The organism is Cyanobium sp. Aljojuca 7D2 (assembly GCF_024346415.1).
Classification (GTDB): domain Bacteria; phylum Cyanobacteriota; class Cyanobacteriia; order PCC-6307; family Cyanobiaceae; genus Cyanobium_A.
In genome coordinates this window covers 11,686-28,501 of record NZ_JAGQCX010000012.1, presented here as the reverse complement: position 1 = coordinate 28,501, position 16,816 = coordinate 11,686, and the positions used below count along the sequence as shown (strand labels likewise).

The window sequence follows — 16,816 nt, the reverse complement described above, 5'->3', positions numbered from 1 at the left end:
GCATGATCACCGTCGCCCTGGCCAAAGGCGCCCTGCTGAAGGATTCGGTGGCCCGCTTTGCCGCCACCGGCTTGGATTTCTCGGCCCTGCTCGAGCCTGGCAACCGCCAACTGATGGTGCCCAGTGCCTGCGGTCAGGCCCGGGCCCTTCTTGTGCGCAATGCGGATGTACCTGTGTATGTGGCCTACGGCCAGGCCCAGCTGGGCGTGGTGGGCTACGACGTGATCCGCGAGCACCAGCTGCCGGTAGCCCAGCTGCTGGATCTGGGCTTCGGCGGCTGCCGCATGAGTGTGGCGGTGAAGGCCACCAGCGGCTATCGCCGCGCCGCCGATCTGCCCGCCCATTGCCGCGTCGCCAGCAAGTTCACCGGCTGTGCCCAGGCCTTCTTCGATGCCCTCGATCTGCCGGTGGAGCTGATCCACCTGGCCGGATCGGTGGAGCTCGGCCCGATCACTGGCATGAGTGAGGCGATCGTCGACCTGGTGGCCACCGGCCGCACCCTGGAGGAAAACGGCCTGGTGGCGATCGAAGATCTGTTCCACAGCACCGCCCGGCTGGTCGGCCATCCCCTGGCCCTGCGGCTCGACGACGGCCCACTCCAGGGGATCGTCGATCGTCTCGGACTGGTGGCCGCAGCACCCCAGGGCCGCTGATGGCGCGCCTCAACCGCCAGCGGCTGCTGCGCCTGCTGCCCTACCTGGGCCGGGATCGCCGACGCCTGGGCCTCACCCTGCTGCTGCTGATTCCGGTGACCTTCGCCGCCGCCGTGCAGCCCCTGCTGGTGGGCCAGGCGATCGCCGTGCTGCGGCGCGAGCCCACCCTCGGCTGGCTCACCGGCCTGCCGGTGCCCGAAGCCCTGCGGCTGCTGGTGCTGCTGCTGCTGCTGGCGGTGCTGCTGCGCCTAGGCCTTCAGGGCATCCAAACCTTCAACGTCCAGGCCGTCGGCCAGCGGCTCACCGCCCGGATTCGCAACGACCTGTTCGCCCACGCCATGGCGCTGTCGTTGCGCTTCCACGACCGCACACCCGTGGGCAAGTTGCTCACCCGGCTCACCAGCGATGTCGACGCCCTGGCCGAGGTGTTTGGCAGTGGCGCCGTGGGGGTGCTCGCCGATCTGGTGACCCTGCTGGTGATCGCGGTCACGATGATCTCGATCGAGTGGCGCCTGGGCCTGTTGCTGCTGGTGAGCCAGGTGCCGGTGGTGCTCGGCATCCTCTGGCTGCAGGGGCGCTACCGCAAGGCCAACTACCGCGTGCGCGAGGAGCTCAGCCAGCTCAACGCCGATCTGCAGGAGAACCTCCAGGGCCTCGAGGTGGTGCAGATGTTCCGGCGGGAGGCCACCAACAGCGCCCGCTTTGCCCAGGTCACGGCCGCCTACCGCGAAGCAGTCGGCGGCACGATCCTCTACGACAGCGCCATCTCGGCCTTCATCGAATGGGTGGCCCTCAGCGCCGTGGCGGTGGTGCTTGCCCTCGGCGGCTGGATGGTGCTGGGCAGCGCCATGGGCCTGGGCACGCTCACCACCTTCATCCTCTATTCCCAGCGCCTGTTCGACCCCCTGCGCCAACTGGCCGAGCGCTTCACCCAGATCCAAGGCGGGCTCACCGCTGTGGAACGCATCGGCGAATTGCTCGAGCAGCCGATCGAGATCGCCGAACTTCCCTCGGCGGAGCGCACGGCGGCGGCGATTGCCAGCGGCAACCAGCGGGCCAGTGCCGGCGAGGTGATCTTCGAGAACGTGTCGTTCTCCTACCGCGATGACGACCCGATCCTCACCGACCTTTCGTTCCGCATTGCCCCCGGGGAGCACGTGGCCCTGGTGGGCCCCACCGGCTCCGGCAAAACCACGGTGATCCGCCTGCTCTGCCGGCTTTATGAGCCCCAGCGCGGGCGCATCCTGCTCGATGGCATCGACATCCGGCAGCTGCCCATCCCCACCCTGCGCCAGCGCCTGGGGGTGGTGTTGCAGGACACCTTCCTGTTCAGCGGCAACGTGGCCGACAATCTGCGCCTCGATGCCGAGATCAGTAGCGACGAGCTGCAGCGGATCTGCGGTGAGCTGGGCCTCGAACCCCTGCTGCGGCGCCTGCCCGACGGCCTGGCCACGGCGTTGCGCGAACGGGGCGGCAACCTCTCCTCGGGCGAGCGTCAGCTGCTCTCCGTGGCGAGGGTGGCGATCCGGGATCCATCGGTGCTGGTGATGGATGAGGCCACCGCCTTCATGGATCCCTCCACCGAGGCGACCCTGCAGCGAGATCTGGCGCGGCTGCTCCAGCAGCGCACCGCCATTGTCATCGCCCACCGCCTGGCCACAGTGGAAGCCTCCGACCGCATCCTGGTGCTGCGCAAGGGCCACCTGATCGAGCAGGGAACCCACGCCGAACTACGTCGGGCAGGAGGTCTCTATGCCCAGCTGGCCGACCTGCAGGAGCGGGGGCTGGCGGCCCTCTGACTCAGCAGGCCTGAGCGAGCCAGGCGCGGATCGGGGCGGCGAGCTGCGCAGGCATCTGACGCATCGGCAGGTGCCCGGCCCCGGCCAGCTCCACAACCTGGTGCTGGTCGGCATAGCCGGCCAGGTGGCGCACGTAACTGGGGGCCATCACCTGGTCGCGGCTGCCGGAGATCCAGAGGCTGGGCACCTGCAGCCGGGCGGTGAGCATGGGGATCTGGCGCACGGCGCCGCGGTTGGTGCTGCAGGCCAGCAGACCCTGGGCGGCACGGCGGTCGGCCAGCAGCGGGCTGCGCAGGGGATCAGTGCCCGGCAGCTCAGCCAGCCAGCCCGGCCGCCAGCGCAGGAATAGGGCCCCACCGCGCCGCACCTGGGCGAAAGCCCGCGGTTGGTAGACACCGCCACCGGCCGCGATCTGCACCAGGCCGACCAACTGATCACCCAGATGGGGCGCGGCGTGCAGGGCGACGCTGCCGCCGAGGGAATGGCCCACTAACACGATGAGCCGCTCTCCCGCCTGCTCCCGGGCCGCCTGGGCCAGCCAGCGGCCATAGCTGGCCAGGTTGGCGTGCAGGCCCCGCGGCCGCGCCCGCTGGCCGAAGCCCGGCAGATCGGGCGCCCAAAGCTCCCAGTCGGGGGCTAGGGCGGCGGCCAGGGGGGTCCACAGGCGCCCCGCCAGCAGCCAGCCATGCAGGGCCACCAGCAACGGACGTGAGACGTCGTGCTCCAGACAATTGACAATCGGGGGCACCAGGCTGGCCTGTCGAGCGCCACCCTGGCCGGCCATCGGGCAGGATCGTGCCATTGCGTTGCACCCGCCCGTCGTGGCCTCGGCCGAGCTCCTCACCAGCCTCTACGGGGAGCAGCACAGGCTCTGCCCCACGCCCAATCCCCAGCTCAGCCTGGTGCTCAGCTGCGATCGCGAGATCGACCTGATCGAGCTGGAGCAGCTCTGTGACGCGGTGGGCTGGAGCCGCCGCCCCCTGCGGCGGGTGCGCAAGGCGCTGCAACACAGCCTGCTGCGGGTGGGCCTATGGCGCCACGACCCACGCCTTCCCAAGCTGGTGGGCTTCGCCCGCTGCACCGGCGATGGCGTGGTGGAAGCCACCGTCTGGGATGTGGCGGTGCACCCCCTCTACCAGGGGGCCGGGCTGGGCAAGCAGCTAATGGTCTACGTGCTCGACCAGCTGCGGCAGATGGAGGTGGATCGGGTCAGCCTGTTCGCCGACCCCGACGTGGTGGACTTCTACGCCGCCCAGGGCTGGGAGCTCGAACCGCTACAGCGGCGCTGCGCCTTCTGGTACGCCCCCTAACCCCGCCGCCGCTCCCGCACTGCGCTGCCGTAGTAGCGCTGAGCCAGGAGCTCGGCTGGCAAGCCCCGCCGCCAAGCGCGCCGCAGGCGGGCATTCGCCAGGGCCGTCTGCCAGATGCCCAGGGTCCGCCAGCGGCGGCCATCCACGCGCAGTCGGGCCTCGAGGGGCCGCAGGTGTGTGTGACGCTGCAGGCGCTGCACCAGATCCAGATCTTCCATCAGCGGGATCGGAGCCAGCCCACCGGCCCGGTTCAGCAGCAGGCGCGGCAGCAGCAAGCCCTGGTCGCCGTAGGGCAGCTGGCGCCACCGGCTACGCAGGGCCACCGCCCCTTCCACCAGACGCAGAGCGGGATGACCGCCGTCGATCACCAGGTCGAAATACCAGGCGGCCTCCGGCAGGGCAAGGGCCGCAACCACAGCAGCGCGCCAGCCGGTTCCGAGGCGGGCATCGGCATGCAGCAGCATCAGCCAGGTGCTGCTGCTGCTGCATGCGATCCCCCGGGCCAGCTGCAAGCCACGGCCGGGGGTGTTGGCCAGCACCCGCGCCCCGGCCAGGGCTGCCACCCGGACGGTGGCGTCGGTACTGGCGCCATCCACCACCAGTACCTCCGCCACCAGCTCCGGCGCGACGGCTAGATCGGCCAGCAGCAGTGGCAACCGGGGTGCCTCGTTACGGGCCGCGATCACGACAGAGATCGGTGGAGCCACTGGCACCGATGGAGGGCTCATCGCCAGAGCCGCAGATCACCGACCCGGTCGAGGTCGCCCCGGCAAGACAACATCACCGGTTCGAGGCCCCGCTGTGCCATGGCCGCCAAGGTCTGCTCCAGAACGAGAGCCGTGCCCCAGGCGATGCCGCCCATCAACCAGGGATCAGGCTGGCGCAGGCCAACGAGCCAATAGCCACCATCGCGGGCCGGCCCAAGCACGGCAAGCCGGCTGTTCAGGGCCCCAAAAGCCGCCGCCAGATCGCTGGCCTCGAGCTGGGGCAGGTCGCTGCCGATCATCACCATCCGCTCGGCCCCCTCGCGCGCCGCACGCACGAACTGACGCTGCATCCTCAAGCCCAGGCTGCCCGGGCCCTGGAGAAGGCAGCGGTCGGCCCCCAAAGTGGCTCCCCAGCGGCGGGCTGCTCGCGGGGCCACCCCATCGACGGCCAGCACTAATTCCACACCCTGAGGGCTGCTTAGGCCGCGGGCAACCGCCAGGGTGTGGCTGGTGAGCCGAGCCTGGATCCGGGCCGCCGCCGCCGCGCCGAGAGAGCCCGCCAAACGGCGCTTGCAACGCCCCGGGGCTGGCCAACGGGCCATCACGATCAATTGGCTGCCAGATGGTTGCCCCATCCCCGCCCTCATCCCTGGCGCGGCAGCTCCGCGGGCTTGAGCTGCAGAGTCAGCCGCGCATTGCCACGGCGCAGCGACACGGGCAAAGGCTGGCCCACCCGGCCCTGATCCACCGCCAGCTGCACCTCGGAGGGGTTCTTCACCGCTTTGCCGCCGACCTGATCGATCAGGTCGCAGGGCTTGAGGCCGCCGTTGGCGGCCGGGCTGCCGGGCATCACCTCCACCACCACAACGCCATTCACCTCCGGGAGGCGGCACTCATCGGTGCTGGCGTTGATCTCCCGTGCGAGCTGGGGCGTGAGGGCCTGCAGGCGCACGCCGATATAGGGATGGCTGGCGGCCCCCTTCTCCAGGATCTGCGCCGCAATCTGGCGGGCCACATTGATCGGAATCGCGAAGCTCAGGCCCGCCCCAGGTGCCTGGCGAATCGCCGTGTTGATGCCGATCACCTGACCGCGGTCGTTGATCAGGGGCCCGCCGCTGTTGCCGGGGTTCACGGCTGCGTCGGTCTGGATGTAGGGCACCCGCTGGCCTTCACCCACCGCATTGGTGCGCTGGATGGCACTGATGATCCCGGCGGTCACCGTGTTGTCGAGGCCGAGGGGGTTGCCGATGGCGATGGCCCACTCGCCAGGACGCACCTTGGCGGAATCGCCCAGGGGAGCCACCGGCAACTTCGAGGCCACCACCTTCACCACGGCCACATCGGTGAGCGGATCACTGCCCAGCACCTTGCCGTTGAAGCTGCGGCCATCGGGCAGGGTCACCGTCACCTCGCTGGCCCCCTCCACCACGTGGGCATTGGTGAGCAGCACCCCATCGGAGCGGGTGATGAAGCCCGAACCCTGACCCTGCTGCTGCTGGATGGTGGGCCCGCGGCCGAACAGCCCGCCCAGGGGATTCACCAGGCGCTTGACGGTGTCAATCCGCACCACCGCCGGCCCCACCTTGGCCACCGCATCAACGATCAAGGTGTTGCCCTGCTGCAGCGGCGGCGTAGGAGCCGCATCACTGATCGGCGTCTGGGCACCGGGACGGCCCGGCAGACCAGGCAGACCCTGGCTGCAACCCACCAGCAGCAGCGCGACGGGAGCAATCAGCGCAGCTCGGCACGGGGGGAAAAGGCGCGGCATGGGGGGCGTGCGGCCAGGTCGGAATCCGTTTCATTAAAGACGGCTCGGGCGCAACGCCACGCGTAGATTCGGCACCCACGAGAAGGCATGGTCGGTGCAGCAGGGAGACGAGCTGTGGCACCAGGTTCAGCAGGCGCTCCAGGCCAACCTCAGCAAACCCACCTTCGAGACCTGGATCCGCCCGGCCCGCTGCGAGAGCTTCAGTGCCAACCAGCTCCAGCTGGAAGCGCCCAACAGCTTTGCCTGCGGCTGGCTGCGCAAGAACTATCTCGGCACGATCGAGGCCGTCGCCAGCGAGATCGCCGGCCGGCCGGTGCAGGTGCTGGTCAGCGCCGCCAGCGGCGATGACGTCATCGCCCCCCCTGGCAATGGGACCCATGGGTCCGCCACCCCCGTGATCCCCGCCGGGCCATCTGCCACGCCCCGCGCCACCGGCGAAACGCCCCGCAAGCTGGCCCCAGGCCTCAACCCCCGCTACGTCTTCAACCGCTTCGTGGTGGGACCCAACAGCCGCATGGCCCACGCCGCCGCCCTGGCGGTGGCCGAGGCCCCCGGCCGGGAGTTCAACCCACTGTTTCTCTGCGGTGGGGTGGGGCTGGGCAAGACCCACCTGATGCAGGCGATCGGCCACTACCGCCTGGAGATCAACCCCGAGGCGCGGGTGTTCTACGTGAGCACCGAAACCTTCACCAACGATCTGATCCAGGCGATCCGCAAGGACGGCATGCAGGCCTTCCGCGACCGCTACCGGGCCGCTGATCTGATCCTGGTCGACGACATCCAGTTCATCGAGGGCAAGGAATACACCCAGGAGGAGTTCTTCCACACCTTCAACGCCCTGCACGAGGCGGGCCGTCAGATCGTGATCGCCTCCGACCGGCCCCCGTCCCAGATCCCCCGGCTGCAGGAACGGCTGATCTCACGGTTCTCGATGGGCCTGATCGCCGACATCCAGGCCCCGGATCTGGAAACCCGCATGGCGATCCTGCACAAAAAGGCCGAGCAGGAGCAGATGGTGCTGCCCCGCGACCTGATCCAGTTCATCGCCGGCCGCTTCACCTCCAACATCCGCGAGCTCGAAGGCGCCCTCACCCGCGCCGTGGCCTTCGCCTCGATCACCGGTCTGCCAATGACGGTGGAATCGGTGGCGCCGATGCTCGATCCTGCCGGCGGCGATGTGGAAGTGAAACCGAGCCAGGTGATGGAGAAGGTGGCCGAGGTGTTTGGCGTGGGCGTCGAGGAAATGCGCAGTGCCAGCCGCAAGCGGGCCGTGAGCCAGGCCCGTCAGGTGGGGATGTACCTGATGCGCCAGAGCACCAACCTCAGCTTGCCGCGCATCGGCGAGGCCTTCGGCGGCAAGGATCACTCCACGGTGATGTACGCCGTCGAGCAGATCGACCGCAAACTCAACAGCGATCCAGCCCTCTCCCGCCAGGTGCAGCAGGTGCGCGACCTGCTGCAGATTGATTCCCGCAAGCGGCGTTAGTCAGGCCTTAGGTGAGCGGCCGGGCAGGATCGAGCCCTTCCACTTCACCGGCAAACACTCGGCTGGCGGTGATGTCATCGGCCTCGATCGTCATCAGATCGAGCTTGGTGAGCGGAGTGCCCATGCGCGTGAACAGCCGATTGGCCTGGCGCATCCGGGCCCGGTCGATGGCGTTGCGGATCGAGCGCGCATTGGCAAAAAACGGCAACTGCATGCGCCGCTGGATGTAGTCGGCAAAGGCGGCTGCCGCCTCCTCACTGAACCGATAGTTTTCAGCGGCCAGAATCAACTGGGCGATGGTCAACAGTTCAGCGGCGCTGTAGTCGGGGAAATCAATGTGATTGGCCACCCGCGAGGAGAGGCCGGGATTGGACTGATAGAACACATCCATCCGCTCCTTATAGCCAGCAAAGATCACGACCAGATCGTCGCGGTTGCTCTCCATCACTTGCAGCAGGATTTCAATCGCCTCGGCGCCGTAGTCACGCTCATTTTCAGGGCGATAGAGGTAGTAAGCCTCATCGATGAACAGCACCCCACCCATCGCTTTTTTGAGCATCTCCCGGGTCTTGGGAGCGGTGTGGCCGATGTACTGACCCACCAGGTCGTCGCGGGTGGCGGTCACCACGTGGCCTTTGCGCACGTAGCCCAGCCCATGCAGGATCTTGCTCATCCGCGCAGCCACGGTGGTTTTGCCCGTACCCGGCCGCCCCGTGAACGACATGTGCAGGCTGGGCGGGGTGGTCTCCAGACCCACCTGGTGGCGGGCCCGATCCACCACCAGCAGGGCCGCGATCTCGCGGATGCGGGCCTTGACGGGCCGCAGACCGATCAATTCCCGATCGAGCTGATCGAGCATTTCCTGAATTCCGGCACTCTCATAGGCCAACTGCAGATCGATGGCGGTGTCATCCGAGACTGCCGGAGCGGCAATCGGGCAGTCGGGATCAGATCCCATGGGGGTTTCAGGCGATCAGGGCATCGATGGCGGCGCTGAAGGACCACTCGGGCGCTCCGATCAGGCTGCCTTCGGCCTCCGCCCGCAGCGTGAGATTGACGTAGGTGCGCCCGAAGCTGATATCCGGGAAGCGTTGCTGGGCATCGCAGAGGGCATTGAGCCGCTCCAGAAAATCGCGCGTGATGGCGTAATCCTCGAATTCCAGGCGCCGCTCCAGCCGCTCAGGCTGGTCGGGCTTGGGACGTGCAATCCAGGCTTGATCCATACCTTCGACGCTACGCCTCCAAGCAATCCGTGCGGGCGATGCCCAGGCGCTGGGCCCAGGCGCCTGCATAGGCCTGATTGGCCGCCCGGGCCTCAGGATCGCTGCTGTCGAGCGGATGCGGCATGGTGCCATTGATGGCCGCGTTGGTGACGCAGAACATCGATTTCTGAAAGCTCATGCAGATCTTCACGCGCACGTCGCCTTCGCCGCGGGTGCGCTGCCGATACCACTGGTGCAGGCGCTCCGGCAGGTGGCGGTACATATCCTGCATCAGCAGGCTGGGCGGAATGCCGGAGCCCATGCTGGGCAGCGGATCGGCGTAGAGCGCTCCATAGGTGAACTGAGCCTGGTCGGGCGAGATCTGCTGAGCCTGGGCGTTGAAGCTCACCGTGCCCAGGAAGGGCATGCCTCGTAGAAACACCGCTTCCACATAGGGCACCGCCACATCCACCAGGAAGGTGAGCTGTGCTTCCGGCGGCAGCACCCAGTAGCTCTGGCCGCCAACCTCCACGGCATATTGGATCGGGTTGGCGGCTGCGGCCACCAGGCCGTTCTTGATGAACTCCACCACATCGGCAATGGTGCACACACGTCCGTCGGCTTCAGCTGCGGCCAGATCCAGGAACAGATCGCTCATGACCCGCCAGAACTGCCCCAGGGCATGGGTGGTGGCGGCCGAGCGGATCAGTTCGGGCAGGAAGCCGGGGAACAGCGGGTTGAGGACGGCCAGCAGCGGATCACGCCGGCTCTTGGCCGCAATGATGCAGCGGCAATTGGCTGCAAAAACCTCGGAATCAAAGTAGGCATCCATGCCACCGGTGGCATGCCAGAACATTGCCTTCTGGCAATACTCCGCATATTCAAAGTTGATGCGGTCGTGGTTGAGATGGCGCCAGATCTTGGCAGGGTTCAGATCCCCATCAAGGTATTTGAAGATCGGAAATGGATTGAGAAATTGATGCTCGGCCTGGTAGATCAGGTTGATGCTGTAGGCATCCAGCACCTCGCCATAGCTCTTGAGCACATCCACCACCTCCACCAGGTGGTCGGCGCTTTCACCCAGAAGGGTTTCACCGGACAGCAGGCGGCGCTGCACCTCCTCTCGGTCGATCGAGAGGTTGGCATGCACCAGCTCGGCGGGAACGATCGGCATCTCAGCCCAGCCCTCCCGGTATCGCGGTGATGCTGGCCAGAGCGGTGGTGGCCACCTCGCTCAGCCGGCCGAGGCTGCTGGGCACCAGGCCCAGCACCACCACCGCGGCCGCCAGGGCCACGGCGGGGACGGTTTCCCGCGGCGCCACCGGCGCTAGCTGCACATCCAGGCGAGCATCAGCCACCGCATCCGTACTGGGGGGGGTGATCGCCAAGCGACCGAAGAAGGCGCGGTTCACCAGCAGCAGGAAATAGACCGCCGTCAGACCGGAGCCCACCATCGACAGCAAGGTGGCCAGGGGGTATTCAGCGATGCTGCCGCGGAACACCAGAAACTCCGAAATGAAGCCGGCCATGCCGGGCAGACCGGCACTGGCCATCACCGCCACGATCATCAGCGAGCCGGTGAACGGCAGACCCCTCTCCGGATTGAGCAGGCCGCGCAACACCGCCAGATCGCGGGTGCCCGTCTTGCGATACACGATCCCCACCAGCAGGAACAGCAGAGCCGAGATCAGACCGTGGCTCACCATCTGGAACACCGCGCCCAGCAGGCTCACGGGCGTGTCAGCTGCAGCTGCCAGCAGCACATAACCCATATGGCCCACGGAGCTGTAGGCCACCATCCGTTTCATGTCGGTCTGGGCGATGGCGGCGAGCGAGCCATACAGCACCGAAATCGCCGCCCAGATCGCCAGCACCGGCGCCAGCTTCGCCCAGGCCTCAGGGAACAGCTGCAGGCCGAAGCGCAACATGCCGTAGGTGCCCAGCTTGAGCAACACGCCCGCCAGCAGCACCGACACCGGCGTGGAGGCCTGGGTGTGGGTATCGGGCAACCAGTTGTGCAGCGGAACCAAGGGAATCTTGATGCCGAACCCGATCAGCAAGGCCCCCAGCAGCCACAGCTGGCCGCCCATGGCCAGGCGGTCGCTGAGCACCGGCGTGAGGCTGAAATCCACACTGCCGGTGAGAAGGGCCAGCCCCAGGAAGGCCCCCAGGATCAACATGCCTGAGGCAGCGGTGAAGATCAGAAATTTGGTGGCCGCATAGGCGCGGTTCGCCCCACCCCACACCGACACCAGCAACCAGAGCGGAATCAGCTCCAGCTCATAGAAGAGGAAGAACAGCAGCAGGTTTTCCGACAGAAAGGCCCCGTTCACCGCGCCGCTGATCAGCAGCAACATGGCGAAGTAGATGCGTGGTCGCTTCTCGATGTCGCGGGTGATCACCGCTGACACCAGGGTGAGGGCGCCGTTGATCAGCACCAACGGCAGCGACAGCCCATCCACGCCCAGGGCATAGTCGAGGCCGATCCCCGGCAGCCAGGCGTGCCGCTCCTGCAGCTGCATGCCGGCCTGGGCCGTATCAAAGGCCAGGGCCACCGCCACACTCATCCCCAGTTGCAGCACCAGGATGGCGATGGTGATCAGCCGGAGCCGCGAGGGGCTGGGGCTGCCTGGCCAGAGCAACAAAGCCAGGGTCCCGGCGAAGGGAATCAACAAAAGGCTGGTGAGCAGCATGATCAGCCCACTCCTGGCCACAGCTGGAGCGAACACAGCAGCAGCACGATCGCCACGATCACCGTGAGCACGTAGCTCTGCAGTTGACCACTGATGCTGAGCTTGAGCCCTTCCGCCGTGGTCAACGACAACCGGCCGACCCCATCCGCCAACCCCTTGATCACGGTGATGTCAAACCAGCGGGTGAGGCGGGCCAGGGAAGCCACCAGCAAGACAACGGTGCGCTGGTAGATCTCAGGGGTATAGAAGTCGTAGGCGAGCAGGTCCTGCAGCACGCGCAGGCTGGACTTGGTGGAGCGCGACCAGAGCTCATCAAGGTGCACCACAGAGCCGATCAGCAGGCCCACCAGGCCGCTGCCAGCCACCGCTAGACCCACCGGCAGCGGGAAAGCGGCAATGCCGGGCACCGTATCGATGCGCTGCATGATCCAGGGCAGCAGCACCACCAGCACCGAAAGGCTCACCATGGGCAGGGCCATCAACCAGTTGGCCTCAGGTGCCCGTTTGGTTTTGGGCAGCACAGGGCCAAGAAACACCGAGCGGAACACCCGGGTGACATTGGCGGTCGCCAGCAGATTGGTGAGCAGGAAAACCAGGGCAAACAGCGGCTCTTCGGAGCGCAGGTTTTCCACCATCAGCCCAATGCACCAGAAGCTGCCTAGGGGCACCAGCCCCAACAGGCCGGCACTGCCCAGCAGGAAGGCCATGGTGGTGGCGGGCATGCGGGTGCCCAATCCTCCCAGCTCGGTCAGGTCCTGGCAGTTGCTGGTGGCGATGATGCTGCCCACGCCCATGAACTGCAGGGCCCTGGCCAGACCGTGGGCAAACAGCAGCAGCAGGGCGATGCCGGGGAGTTGCAGGGCGATGGCGATGAACACCAGACCCAGAGAAGAGGTGGTGGAGTAGCTGAACGCACGCTTGATGTCCACCTGGGCCAGCGCCACCAGGGCACCGCCCACGGCACTGATCGTGCCAACCGCCAGCAACACATCCGTGGCCAGGGGGGAGAGGGCCACGATCGGCATCAGCTTCATCAGCACGATGGCACCACAGGTCACCACCACTGAGTTGCGCAGAATCGAGGCGGGGTTCGGACCCTCCATCGCCTCATCCAGCCAGAGGTGCATGGGGAACTGGGCGCACTTTCCCATCGGGCCTGCGATCAACCCCAGACCCAGCAGGGTGCCGGCCAGGGGTGTGATCAGGTGCTGCTCTCGGGCGTTGCCGGCCCAGGCATAGAGATCGTTGAATTCCATCGAGCCCGCCCAGGCCGACAGGGCCACCACCCCCATCAGCAGCAGCACATCACCCACCCGTTTGGTGAGGAAGGCATCGCGGGCAGCGGTGACCACCAGGGGCTGGGCATACCAGAACCCCACCAGCAGATAGGTGGAGAGGGTGAGCATCTCCAGCAGGAAATAGCTCATGAACAGGTTGCTGCTTAGCACCACCCCGCTCATCGCCCCTTCGAAGAAGCCAACCAGGGCATAGAAGCGGGCGAGAGACCACTCCTTGTCCATGTAGCCCAGGGCGAACACCTGGCAGACCAGGCTCATGGTGGTCACCAGCTCCAACGCCGCCAGGTTGGTGAGGGAGAGATCGAAACCGATGCGGAGGTTGAGATCGGCCGCCTGGAACCAGGGAAACTCGAGGTGCTGGGGACCGAGGGTCCAAACCTGGTGCAGGATCACCGAGCTGTGCCCCACGGCCAGCAGGGTGACCAGAAGATTGAGGTAGGCCGCCGGCCTCGGACCGTTGCGCTTGAACCATCCCGCCGCCCAGGGAATAGACAAGACCATGCCGCTGAACCCATACAGGGGGAGCATCCAGGCCAGCTGGATCGGGAGTGGCAGGGGAGGAGCGAACAAGGGGGGAGGGTGTCGATCGGCAGTGTTCGAAATGAACAGATCAGCCGGCAGCGGACTCTAGGCAACAGCCGCGGAATCCTGGAGCTAGAAGGTGGCCCGCTCCATCGACGGATCATGGCTGGGGCCAAAGCTGCGCAACCAGTCGCCCAGTTCGTCTCCGTGATGTTGTTCGTCTGTCCAGAGGTCCTGGAAGAAGGCCTGGCTGTCGCCGTCACCCACCAGCACGCAGAAACGAACCGCTTCGGCGTAGAGATTGATCAGGTCGGCCTCGAGGCTGAGGTTGAGCCGGAGCAGCCCCACAAGATCGGGGGCATGGCCGACGGGACGAAGCTGGGAGGCGGCCGGTGCCACCCCCAGGGCCAGCATGCACTGAACAATTCGCTCAGCGTGTTGCATCTCCTCCACGGTTTCGCGGCGGAAACGGGTGGCGGCTTCCTCCAGCCCCCAGAGCTCCGCAAGGGAGGCATGGGTCATGTACTGCTGGACAGCAGAAAACTCAAGACTCAGTGCGCGACCGAGGTATCCCAGGACGCGCGGATGAACGGCGCCCATGGGAATCAGAGACGACGGGTGGCAGCAGTGGCGATCAGGGCAGGCTCCACTTCGCTGTGGGGACGGGCAATGATGTGGGCCGCAACCAGGCCGTCACCCACGCGCTCGCAGGCATCGGCACCAGCCCGCACGGCGGCGTTCACAGCGCCGGTTTCACCGCGCACCATGACGGTGACGTAACCGCCACCAACAAATTCCCGGGAGATCAGGGTCACTTCAGCGGCCTTGGTCATGGCGTCGGCGGCTTCGATCGCGGGCACCAGGCCACGGGTTTCGATCATGCCGAGGGCGATGCCCTGAATGGAAGGAGCCATGGCGTTGCTGCGCGAAGGAGTGGTGGGGGGTTTGGTGCCGGCACCGCGGCCGCCGCTCCCGGAACGGGAGCTAGCGGAGGTGGCACTGGAGCGGCGGGTGGTGCTGGAGGCACGGGGCGTCGCCTTGGCGGCCGGCTTGGCCACGGCTTTCGCCGCGACGGGCTTGGCCGCCGCCGCCGGCAGCGCCTTGGTGGCAACTGCTGGTACGGCTGAGCCTGCCACCACTGCCGTCGCCGGCGTGGCGCTGACTGCCGCTGCCGCCGGGGGGGCGGGTTTGGCAGCGGACGCCGCGCTGGGGGTGGGTCGGGGAGTTGGGGTGGCCATGGCTCAGGGGGGTGGGGGCTGGTGAGAAGACAGAACGGGTGGATCGCGAACGATCCGAGCCGCCCTAACCGTCGGGCTCCCAGAAGTCGATGATTCCGCCGATCGTCAGATCGGTCTGCACCTCAGGGTTGCCGCAGGCGAAACGGGCTGCTGAACCGCTGGCGGTGAACACCCAATTGCCTGGGGAGGCACCCACCGGATCAACGGCCACGCTGAGCTTGCCCTTGGCCGTGCGCAACACGCGCAGGTTGGAGTGGTCGAGGCCAGGCACGCGCTGGGTGCACACCAAAGAGCCCGTGACCTGCATGATCTCCATTACTTGGGTCCTCCCGCTGGGGCTGGGGCTTTGCCGGCATCGGGGTCCCAGTGGTCAATGATGCCAACGATGGTCAGGTCGCTCGGATACGACTTGCTGCCGGCCGCCTCACGAGCGGCGGAGCTGCCCACGCAGATCACCCAGTCGCCCGGCACGCAGCCGACAGCATCGACAGCCACCTTCTGGGTGCTGCCGTCAAGCACCACCTGCAGGTGCTTGTGCTCGAAATCGGGAATGCGGTTGGTGGAGACCAGGGGCTTGACCACCTTGCAGATCAACATGTCAGTGCCCTCCTCCGCTCGCGAATGTGATGGTGGAACCTACTGCCTCGGCAGGGATGTGGCGGTCCTGATCCCGGACGGTGAGCAGGGCGTGCAGCAGGCCCTGATTGAAGAGGTCCGGATAGCGGTTTTCCATGGCGGACTGCACCCGCTGACAGTTGCGGATGGCTCGTTCACGGGCGCCCGGCACCTGACTGTTGTAGTCAAAGCGGACCACCACAGGCACCGGCAGTCCGCGGGAGACATTCAGTCCCTTGAAGATCTTCACGCCAACATCGAGGTCGGGCGCACCCTCCTCGACGGTGTCCATATAGGCGAAATAGGTGAGATTGCGCAGGTGAATCTCCTTGAAGCCGATCCCCACGCCGATGAAGCGTTCGGCATGGCCGGCATCGCCGTAGCTCCCACCGTGAACCTGACGCACATAGTCAATCTGGGACAGGTTGTGCTCGAACAGGCGGGCGATCAGGCGCACCATGCCGGGATCGGGGCTGCTGGCGGCAGCCTGCTCGACCAGGGACAGGATGCGAGTACGGCCCTCGTCGGGATTGAGATGACGGGTCGCGTCATACACCGCCTGGGCATCCAGCCAGCGCTCCAGGTTGGTGCTGCCATCCATGCCCGGCACATGCACGCGGATGGCGTCGGTGTCGGTGTCGATGCCCATCAGCAGCAGATCAACGGAGGCTCCGCAGCAGAAGCTGTTCTCCACGGCCTGCTGAAAATCGCGCAACCTGGAAAAGCCACAGGAGGCCGCCAGGGCATCATCGCTGCCGTGTGCTGCACAGCCTTCGTGCTGGGGATCCCTGGAGCTGAAGTGGTAGAGCACCACCTTCAGGTAGCGGGTGTCGTCGTGGGCGGGGTTGGGTCGACCTTCGCGGTAGCGGCGGTGCTCCGTCTTGACCCAGCGATTCACCGTGTTCTCGACATCGAACAGGGCGCCGGCATGGGAACGGCGACGCACCGAACTGAAGGGAACCCGCAGGGCATAGGCCACCGCATGGGCGAGGCGGCCATCGGCGCAGGGGGTGATGTCGAGCAGGTGAAAGCCGCAGGACAGCAGGAAGGCGTTGAAGGCTTCACCGGCGGGGCTGCCGGGCTGGCCCTGCAAGGGATCGTGCTGGAAGAAGGAATCGCTGGTCTGTTCGTAGGTCTCGAAGACACACCAGGCGAACAGAGTGCGCATGTCGAGCTGGCTCACCCAGGCCTTCTCGAGAATCGGCAACGGCAGTTCAAAGCCAAGTTCAGTTCGGGCCAGCCGCTGAGCCTGGTCGATGAAATCGGCCTCATGCTGGAGCGCTGAGAGCCGCTTGAGCACGGGCACGATCCGGTCGAAGGAACCCTTGACCTGCTGGTCGTAGGCCTGCAAACCAGCGTTGCCCTGGCGATCGGTGAGGGGATGGAGGGCCACCCCAGCAGAGCCGCCCGCCTGTCGGCCACCCAAGGACAGGGAGGACTCGCCCGTGGTGGCCCCGGCAGGACGACGACGGGGAGCCGTCGGAGCCTGGGGGCGATAAGGAGTGGGCGAGCGACGGGGGGGCAT

At 66.7% G+C, this 16,816-nt stretch carries 18 protein-coding genes; 4 read left to right on the top strand and 14 right to left on the bottom strand.

Features of this window, described 5'->3' with window-relative positions:
* Positions 1–2 precede the first annotated feature (2 nt).
* Positions 3–653, top strand: a complete 651-nt coding sequence (gene hisG, locus KBY57_RS11975) for an ATP phosphoribosyltransferase (RefSeq protein WP_254996108.1) — start codon at positions 3–5, stop codon at positions 651–653.
* Positions 653–2,452 (top strand): ABC transporter ATP-binding protein, encoded by a 1,800-nt coding sequence (locus KBY57_RS11970; protein WP_254996107.1) that lies wholly within the window; start codon positions 653–655, stop codon positions 2,450–2,452. The genes hisG and KBY57_RS11970 overlap by 1 nt, the downstream gene beginning before the upstream one ends.
* Position 2,453: 1 nt before the next feature.
* Here the strand turns inward: KBY57_RS11970 and KBY57_RS11965 are convergent, their stop codons facing one another.
* Positions 2,454–3,200 (bottom strand): alpha/beta fold hydrolase, encoded by a 747-nt coding sequence (locus KBY57_RS11965; RefSeq protein WP_254996106.1) that lies wholly within the window; start codon positions 3,198–3,200, stop codon positions 2,454–2,456.
* Between the two features lie 73 nt (positions 3,201–3,273).
* Between KBY57_RS11965 and KBY57_RS11960 the strand changes: the two genes are divergently transcribed.
* A complete protein-coding gene (locus tag KBY57_RS11960) occupies positions 3,274–3,762 on the top strand; it encodes a GNAT family N-acetyltransferase (RefSeq protein WP_254996105.1) in 489 nt (162 codons plus the stop codon).
* On the opposite strand, the gene KBY57_RS11955 is transcribed toward KBY57_RS11960, so the two are convergent.
* From KBY57_RS11955 to KBY57_RS11945, 3 genes are read right to left on the bottom strand one after another with little or no spacing between them, the layout of a single operon-like run.
* Positions 3,759–4,490 (bottom strand): TIGR04283 family arsenosugar biosynthesis glycosyltransferase, encoded by a 732-nt coding sequence (locus tag KBY57_RS11955; protein WP_254996104.1) that lies wholly within the window; start codon positions 4,488–4,490, stop codon positions 3,759–3,761. The genes KBY57_RS11960 and KBY57_RS11955 overlap by 4 nt on opposite strands.
* The gene (locus tag KBY57_RS11950; protein ID WP_254996103.1) at positions 4,487–5,104 is read right to left on the bottom strand and encodes a TIGR04282 family arsenosugar biosynthesis glycosyltransferase; all 618 of its coding nucleotides are present in this window, start codon (positions 5,102–5,104) and stop codon (positions 4,487–4,489) included. Before KBY57_RS11950 ends, KBY57_RS11955 begins: the two co-directional genes overlap by 4 nt.
* 8 nt (positions 5,105–5,112) lie before the next feature.
* Positions 5,113–6,237, bottom strand: coding sequence for a trypsin-like peptidase domain-containing protein (locus KBY57_RS11945; RefSeq protein ID WP_254996102.1), 1,125 nt, complete (start codon positions 6,235–6,237; stop codon positions 5,113–5,115).
* A gap of 94 nt (positions 6,238–6,331) precedes the next feature.
* Here KBY57_RS11945 and dnaA point away from each other — a divergent pair, with 94 nt between their 5' ends.
* Positions 6,332–7,723, top strand: coding sequence for a chromosomal replication initiator protein DnaA (gene dnaA, locus KBY57_RS11940; RefSeq protein ID WP_254996101.1), 1,392 nt, complete (start codon positions 6,332–6,334; stop codon positions 7,721–7,723).
* Between the two features lie 7 nt (positions 7,724–7,730).
* On the opposite strand, the gene cbbX is transcribed toward dnaA, so the two are convergent.
* The 10 genes from cbbX to KBY57_RS11885 form a co-directional block, all read right to left on the bottom strand.
* A complete protein-coding gene (gene cbbX / locus KBY57_RS11935; RefSeq protein WP_254996100.1) occupies positions 7,731–8,681 on the bottom strand; it encodes a CbbX protein in 951 nt (316 codons plus the stop codon).
* A gap of 7 nt (positions 8,682–8,688) precedes the next feature.
* Complete coding sequence (locus KBY57_RS11930; protein WP_254996099.1) at positions 8,689–8,946, bottom strand: 4a-hydroxytetrahydrobiopterin dehydratase; 258 nt, start codon at positions 8,944–8,946, stop codon at positions 8,689–8,691.
* 10 nt (positions 8,947–8,956) lie between these two features.
* Positions 8,957–10,099, bottom strand: coding sequence for a CO2 hydration protein (locus KBY57_RS11925; protein WP_254996098.1), 1,143 nt, complete (start codon positions 10,097–10,099; stop codon positions 8,957–8,959).
* A 1-nt stretch (position 10,100) separates the two neighbouring features.
* Positions 10,101–11,618, bottom strand: a complete 1,518-nt coding sequence (locus KBY57_RS11920; RefSeq protein WP_254996097.1) for an NADH-quinone oxidoreductase subunit M — start codon at positions 11,616–11,618, stop codon at positions 10,101–10,103.
* Positions 11,619–11,620: 2 nt separating this feature from the next.
* Positions 11,621–13,486, bottom strand: coding sequence for an NAD(P)H-quinone oxidoreductase subunit F (locus KBY57_RS11915; RefSeq protein ID WP_254996096.1), 1,866 nt, complete (start codon positions 13,484–13,486; stop codon positions 11,621–11,623).
* An 84-nt stretch (positions 13,487–13,570) separates the two neighbouring features.
* Positions 13,571–14,038 carry a ferritin-like domain-containing protein gene (locus KBY57_RS11910; protein WP_254996095.1) on the bottom strand — a complete coding sequence of 156 codons (468 nt, stop codon included), beginning with the start codon at positions 14,036–14,038 and terminating at the stop codon, positions 13,571–13,573.
* A 5-nt stretch (positions 14,039–14,043) separates the two neighbouring features.
* Positions 14,044–14,676 (bottom strand): BMC domain-containing protein, encoded by a 633-nt coding sequence (locus tag KBY57_RS14320; RefSeq protein ID WP_315859797.1) that lies wholly within the window; start codon positions 14,674–14,676, stop codon positions 14,044–14,046.
* Positions 14,677–14,740: 64 nt separating this feature from the next.
* Positions 14,741–14,992 carry a carboxysome peptide B gene (locus KBY57_RS11895; protein WP_254996093.1) on the bottom strand — a complete coding sequence of 84 codons (252 nt, stop codon included), beginning with the start codon at positions 14,990–14,992 and terminating at the stop codon, positions 14,741–14,743.
* Positions 14,992–15,273 (bottom strand): carboxysome peptide A, encoded by a 282-nt coding sequence (locus KBY57_RS11890; RefSeq protein ID WP_254996092.1) that lies wholly within the window; start codon positions 15,271–15,273, stop codon positions 14,992–14,994. The genes KBY57_RS11895 and KBY57_RS11890 overlap by 1 nt, the downstream gene beginning before the upstream one ends.
* A gap of 1 nt (position 15,274) precedes the next feature.
* Positions 15,275–16,816, bottom strand: a complete 1,542-nt coding sequence (locus KBY57_RS11885; RefSeq protein ID WP_254996091.1) for a carboxysome shell carbonic anhydrase — start codon at positions 16,814–16,816, stop codon at positions 15,275–15,277.

Bases quoted from the DNA above. Each gene is read 5' to 3' on its own strand.
- hisG (WP_254996108.1), top strand. From the start codon at position 3: ATGATCACCGTCGCCCTGGCCAAAGGCGCCCTGCTGAAGGATTCGGTG.
- KBY57_RS11970 (WP_254996107.1), top strand. From the start codon at position 653: ATGGCGCGCCTCAACCGCCAGCGGCTGCTGCGCCTGCTGCCCTACCTG.
- KBY57_RS11955 (WP_254996104.1), bottom strand. From the start codon at position 4,490: ATGAGCCCTCCATCGGTGCCAGTGGCTCCACCGATCTCTGTCGTGATC.
- KBY57_RS11950 (WP_254996103.1), bottom strand. From the start codon at position 5,104: ATGGGGCAACCATCTGGCAGCCAATTGATCGTGATGGCCCGTTGGCCA.
- KBY57_RS11945 (WP_254996102.1), bottom strand. From the start codon at position 6,237: ATGCCGCGCCTTTTCCCCCCGTGCCGAGCTGCGCTGATTGCTCCCGTC.
- cbbX (WP_254996100.1), bottom strand. From the start codon at position 8,681: ATGGGATCTGATCCCGACTGCCCGATTGCCGCTCCGGCAGTCTCGGAT.
- KBY57_RS11930 (WP_254996099.1), bottom strand. From the start codon at position 8,946: ATGGATCAAGCCTGGATTGCACGTCCCAAGCCCGACCAGCCTGAGCGG.
- KBY57_RS11925 (WP_254996098.1), bottom strand. From the start codon at position 10,099: ATGCCGATCGTTCCCGCCGAGCTGGTGCATGCCAACCTCTCGATCGAC.
- KBY57_RS11920 (WP_254996097.1), bottom strand. From the start codon at position 11,618: ATGCTGCTCACCAGCCTTTTGTTGATTCCCTTCGCCGGGACCCTGGCT.
- KBY57_RS11910 (WP_254996095.1), bottom strand. From the start codon at position 14,038: ATGGGCGCCGTTCATCCGCGCGTCCTGGGATACCTCGGTCGCGCACTG.
- KBY57_RS14320 (WP_315859797.1), bottom strand. From the start codon at position 14,676: ATGGCCACCCCAACTCCCCGACCCACCCCCAGCGCGGCGTCCGCTGCC.
- KBY57_RS11895 (WP_254996093.1), bottom strand. From the start codon at position 14,992: ATGGAGATCATGCAGGTCACGGGCTCTTTGGTGTGCACCCAGCGCGTG.
- KBY57_RS11890 (WP_254996092.1), bottom strand. From the start codon at position 15,273: ATGTTGATCTGCAAGGTGGTCAAGCCCCTGGTCTCCACCAACCGCATT.
- KBY57_RS11885 (WP_254996091.1), bottom strand. From the start codon at position 16,816: ATGCCCCCCCGTCGCTCGCCCACTCCTTATCGCCCCCAGGCTCCGACG.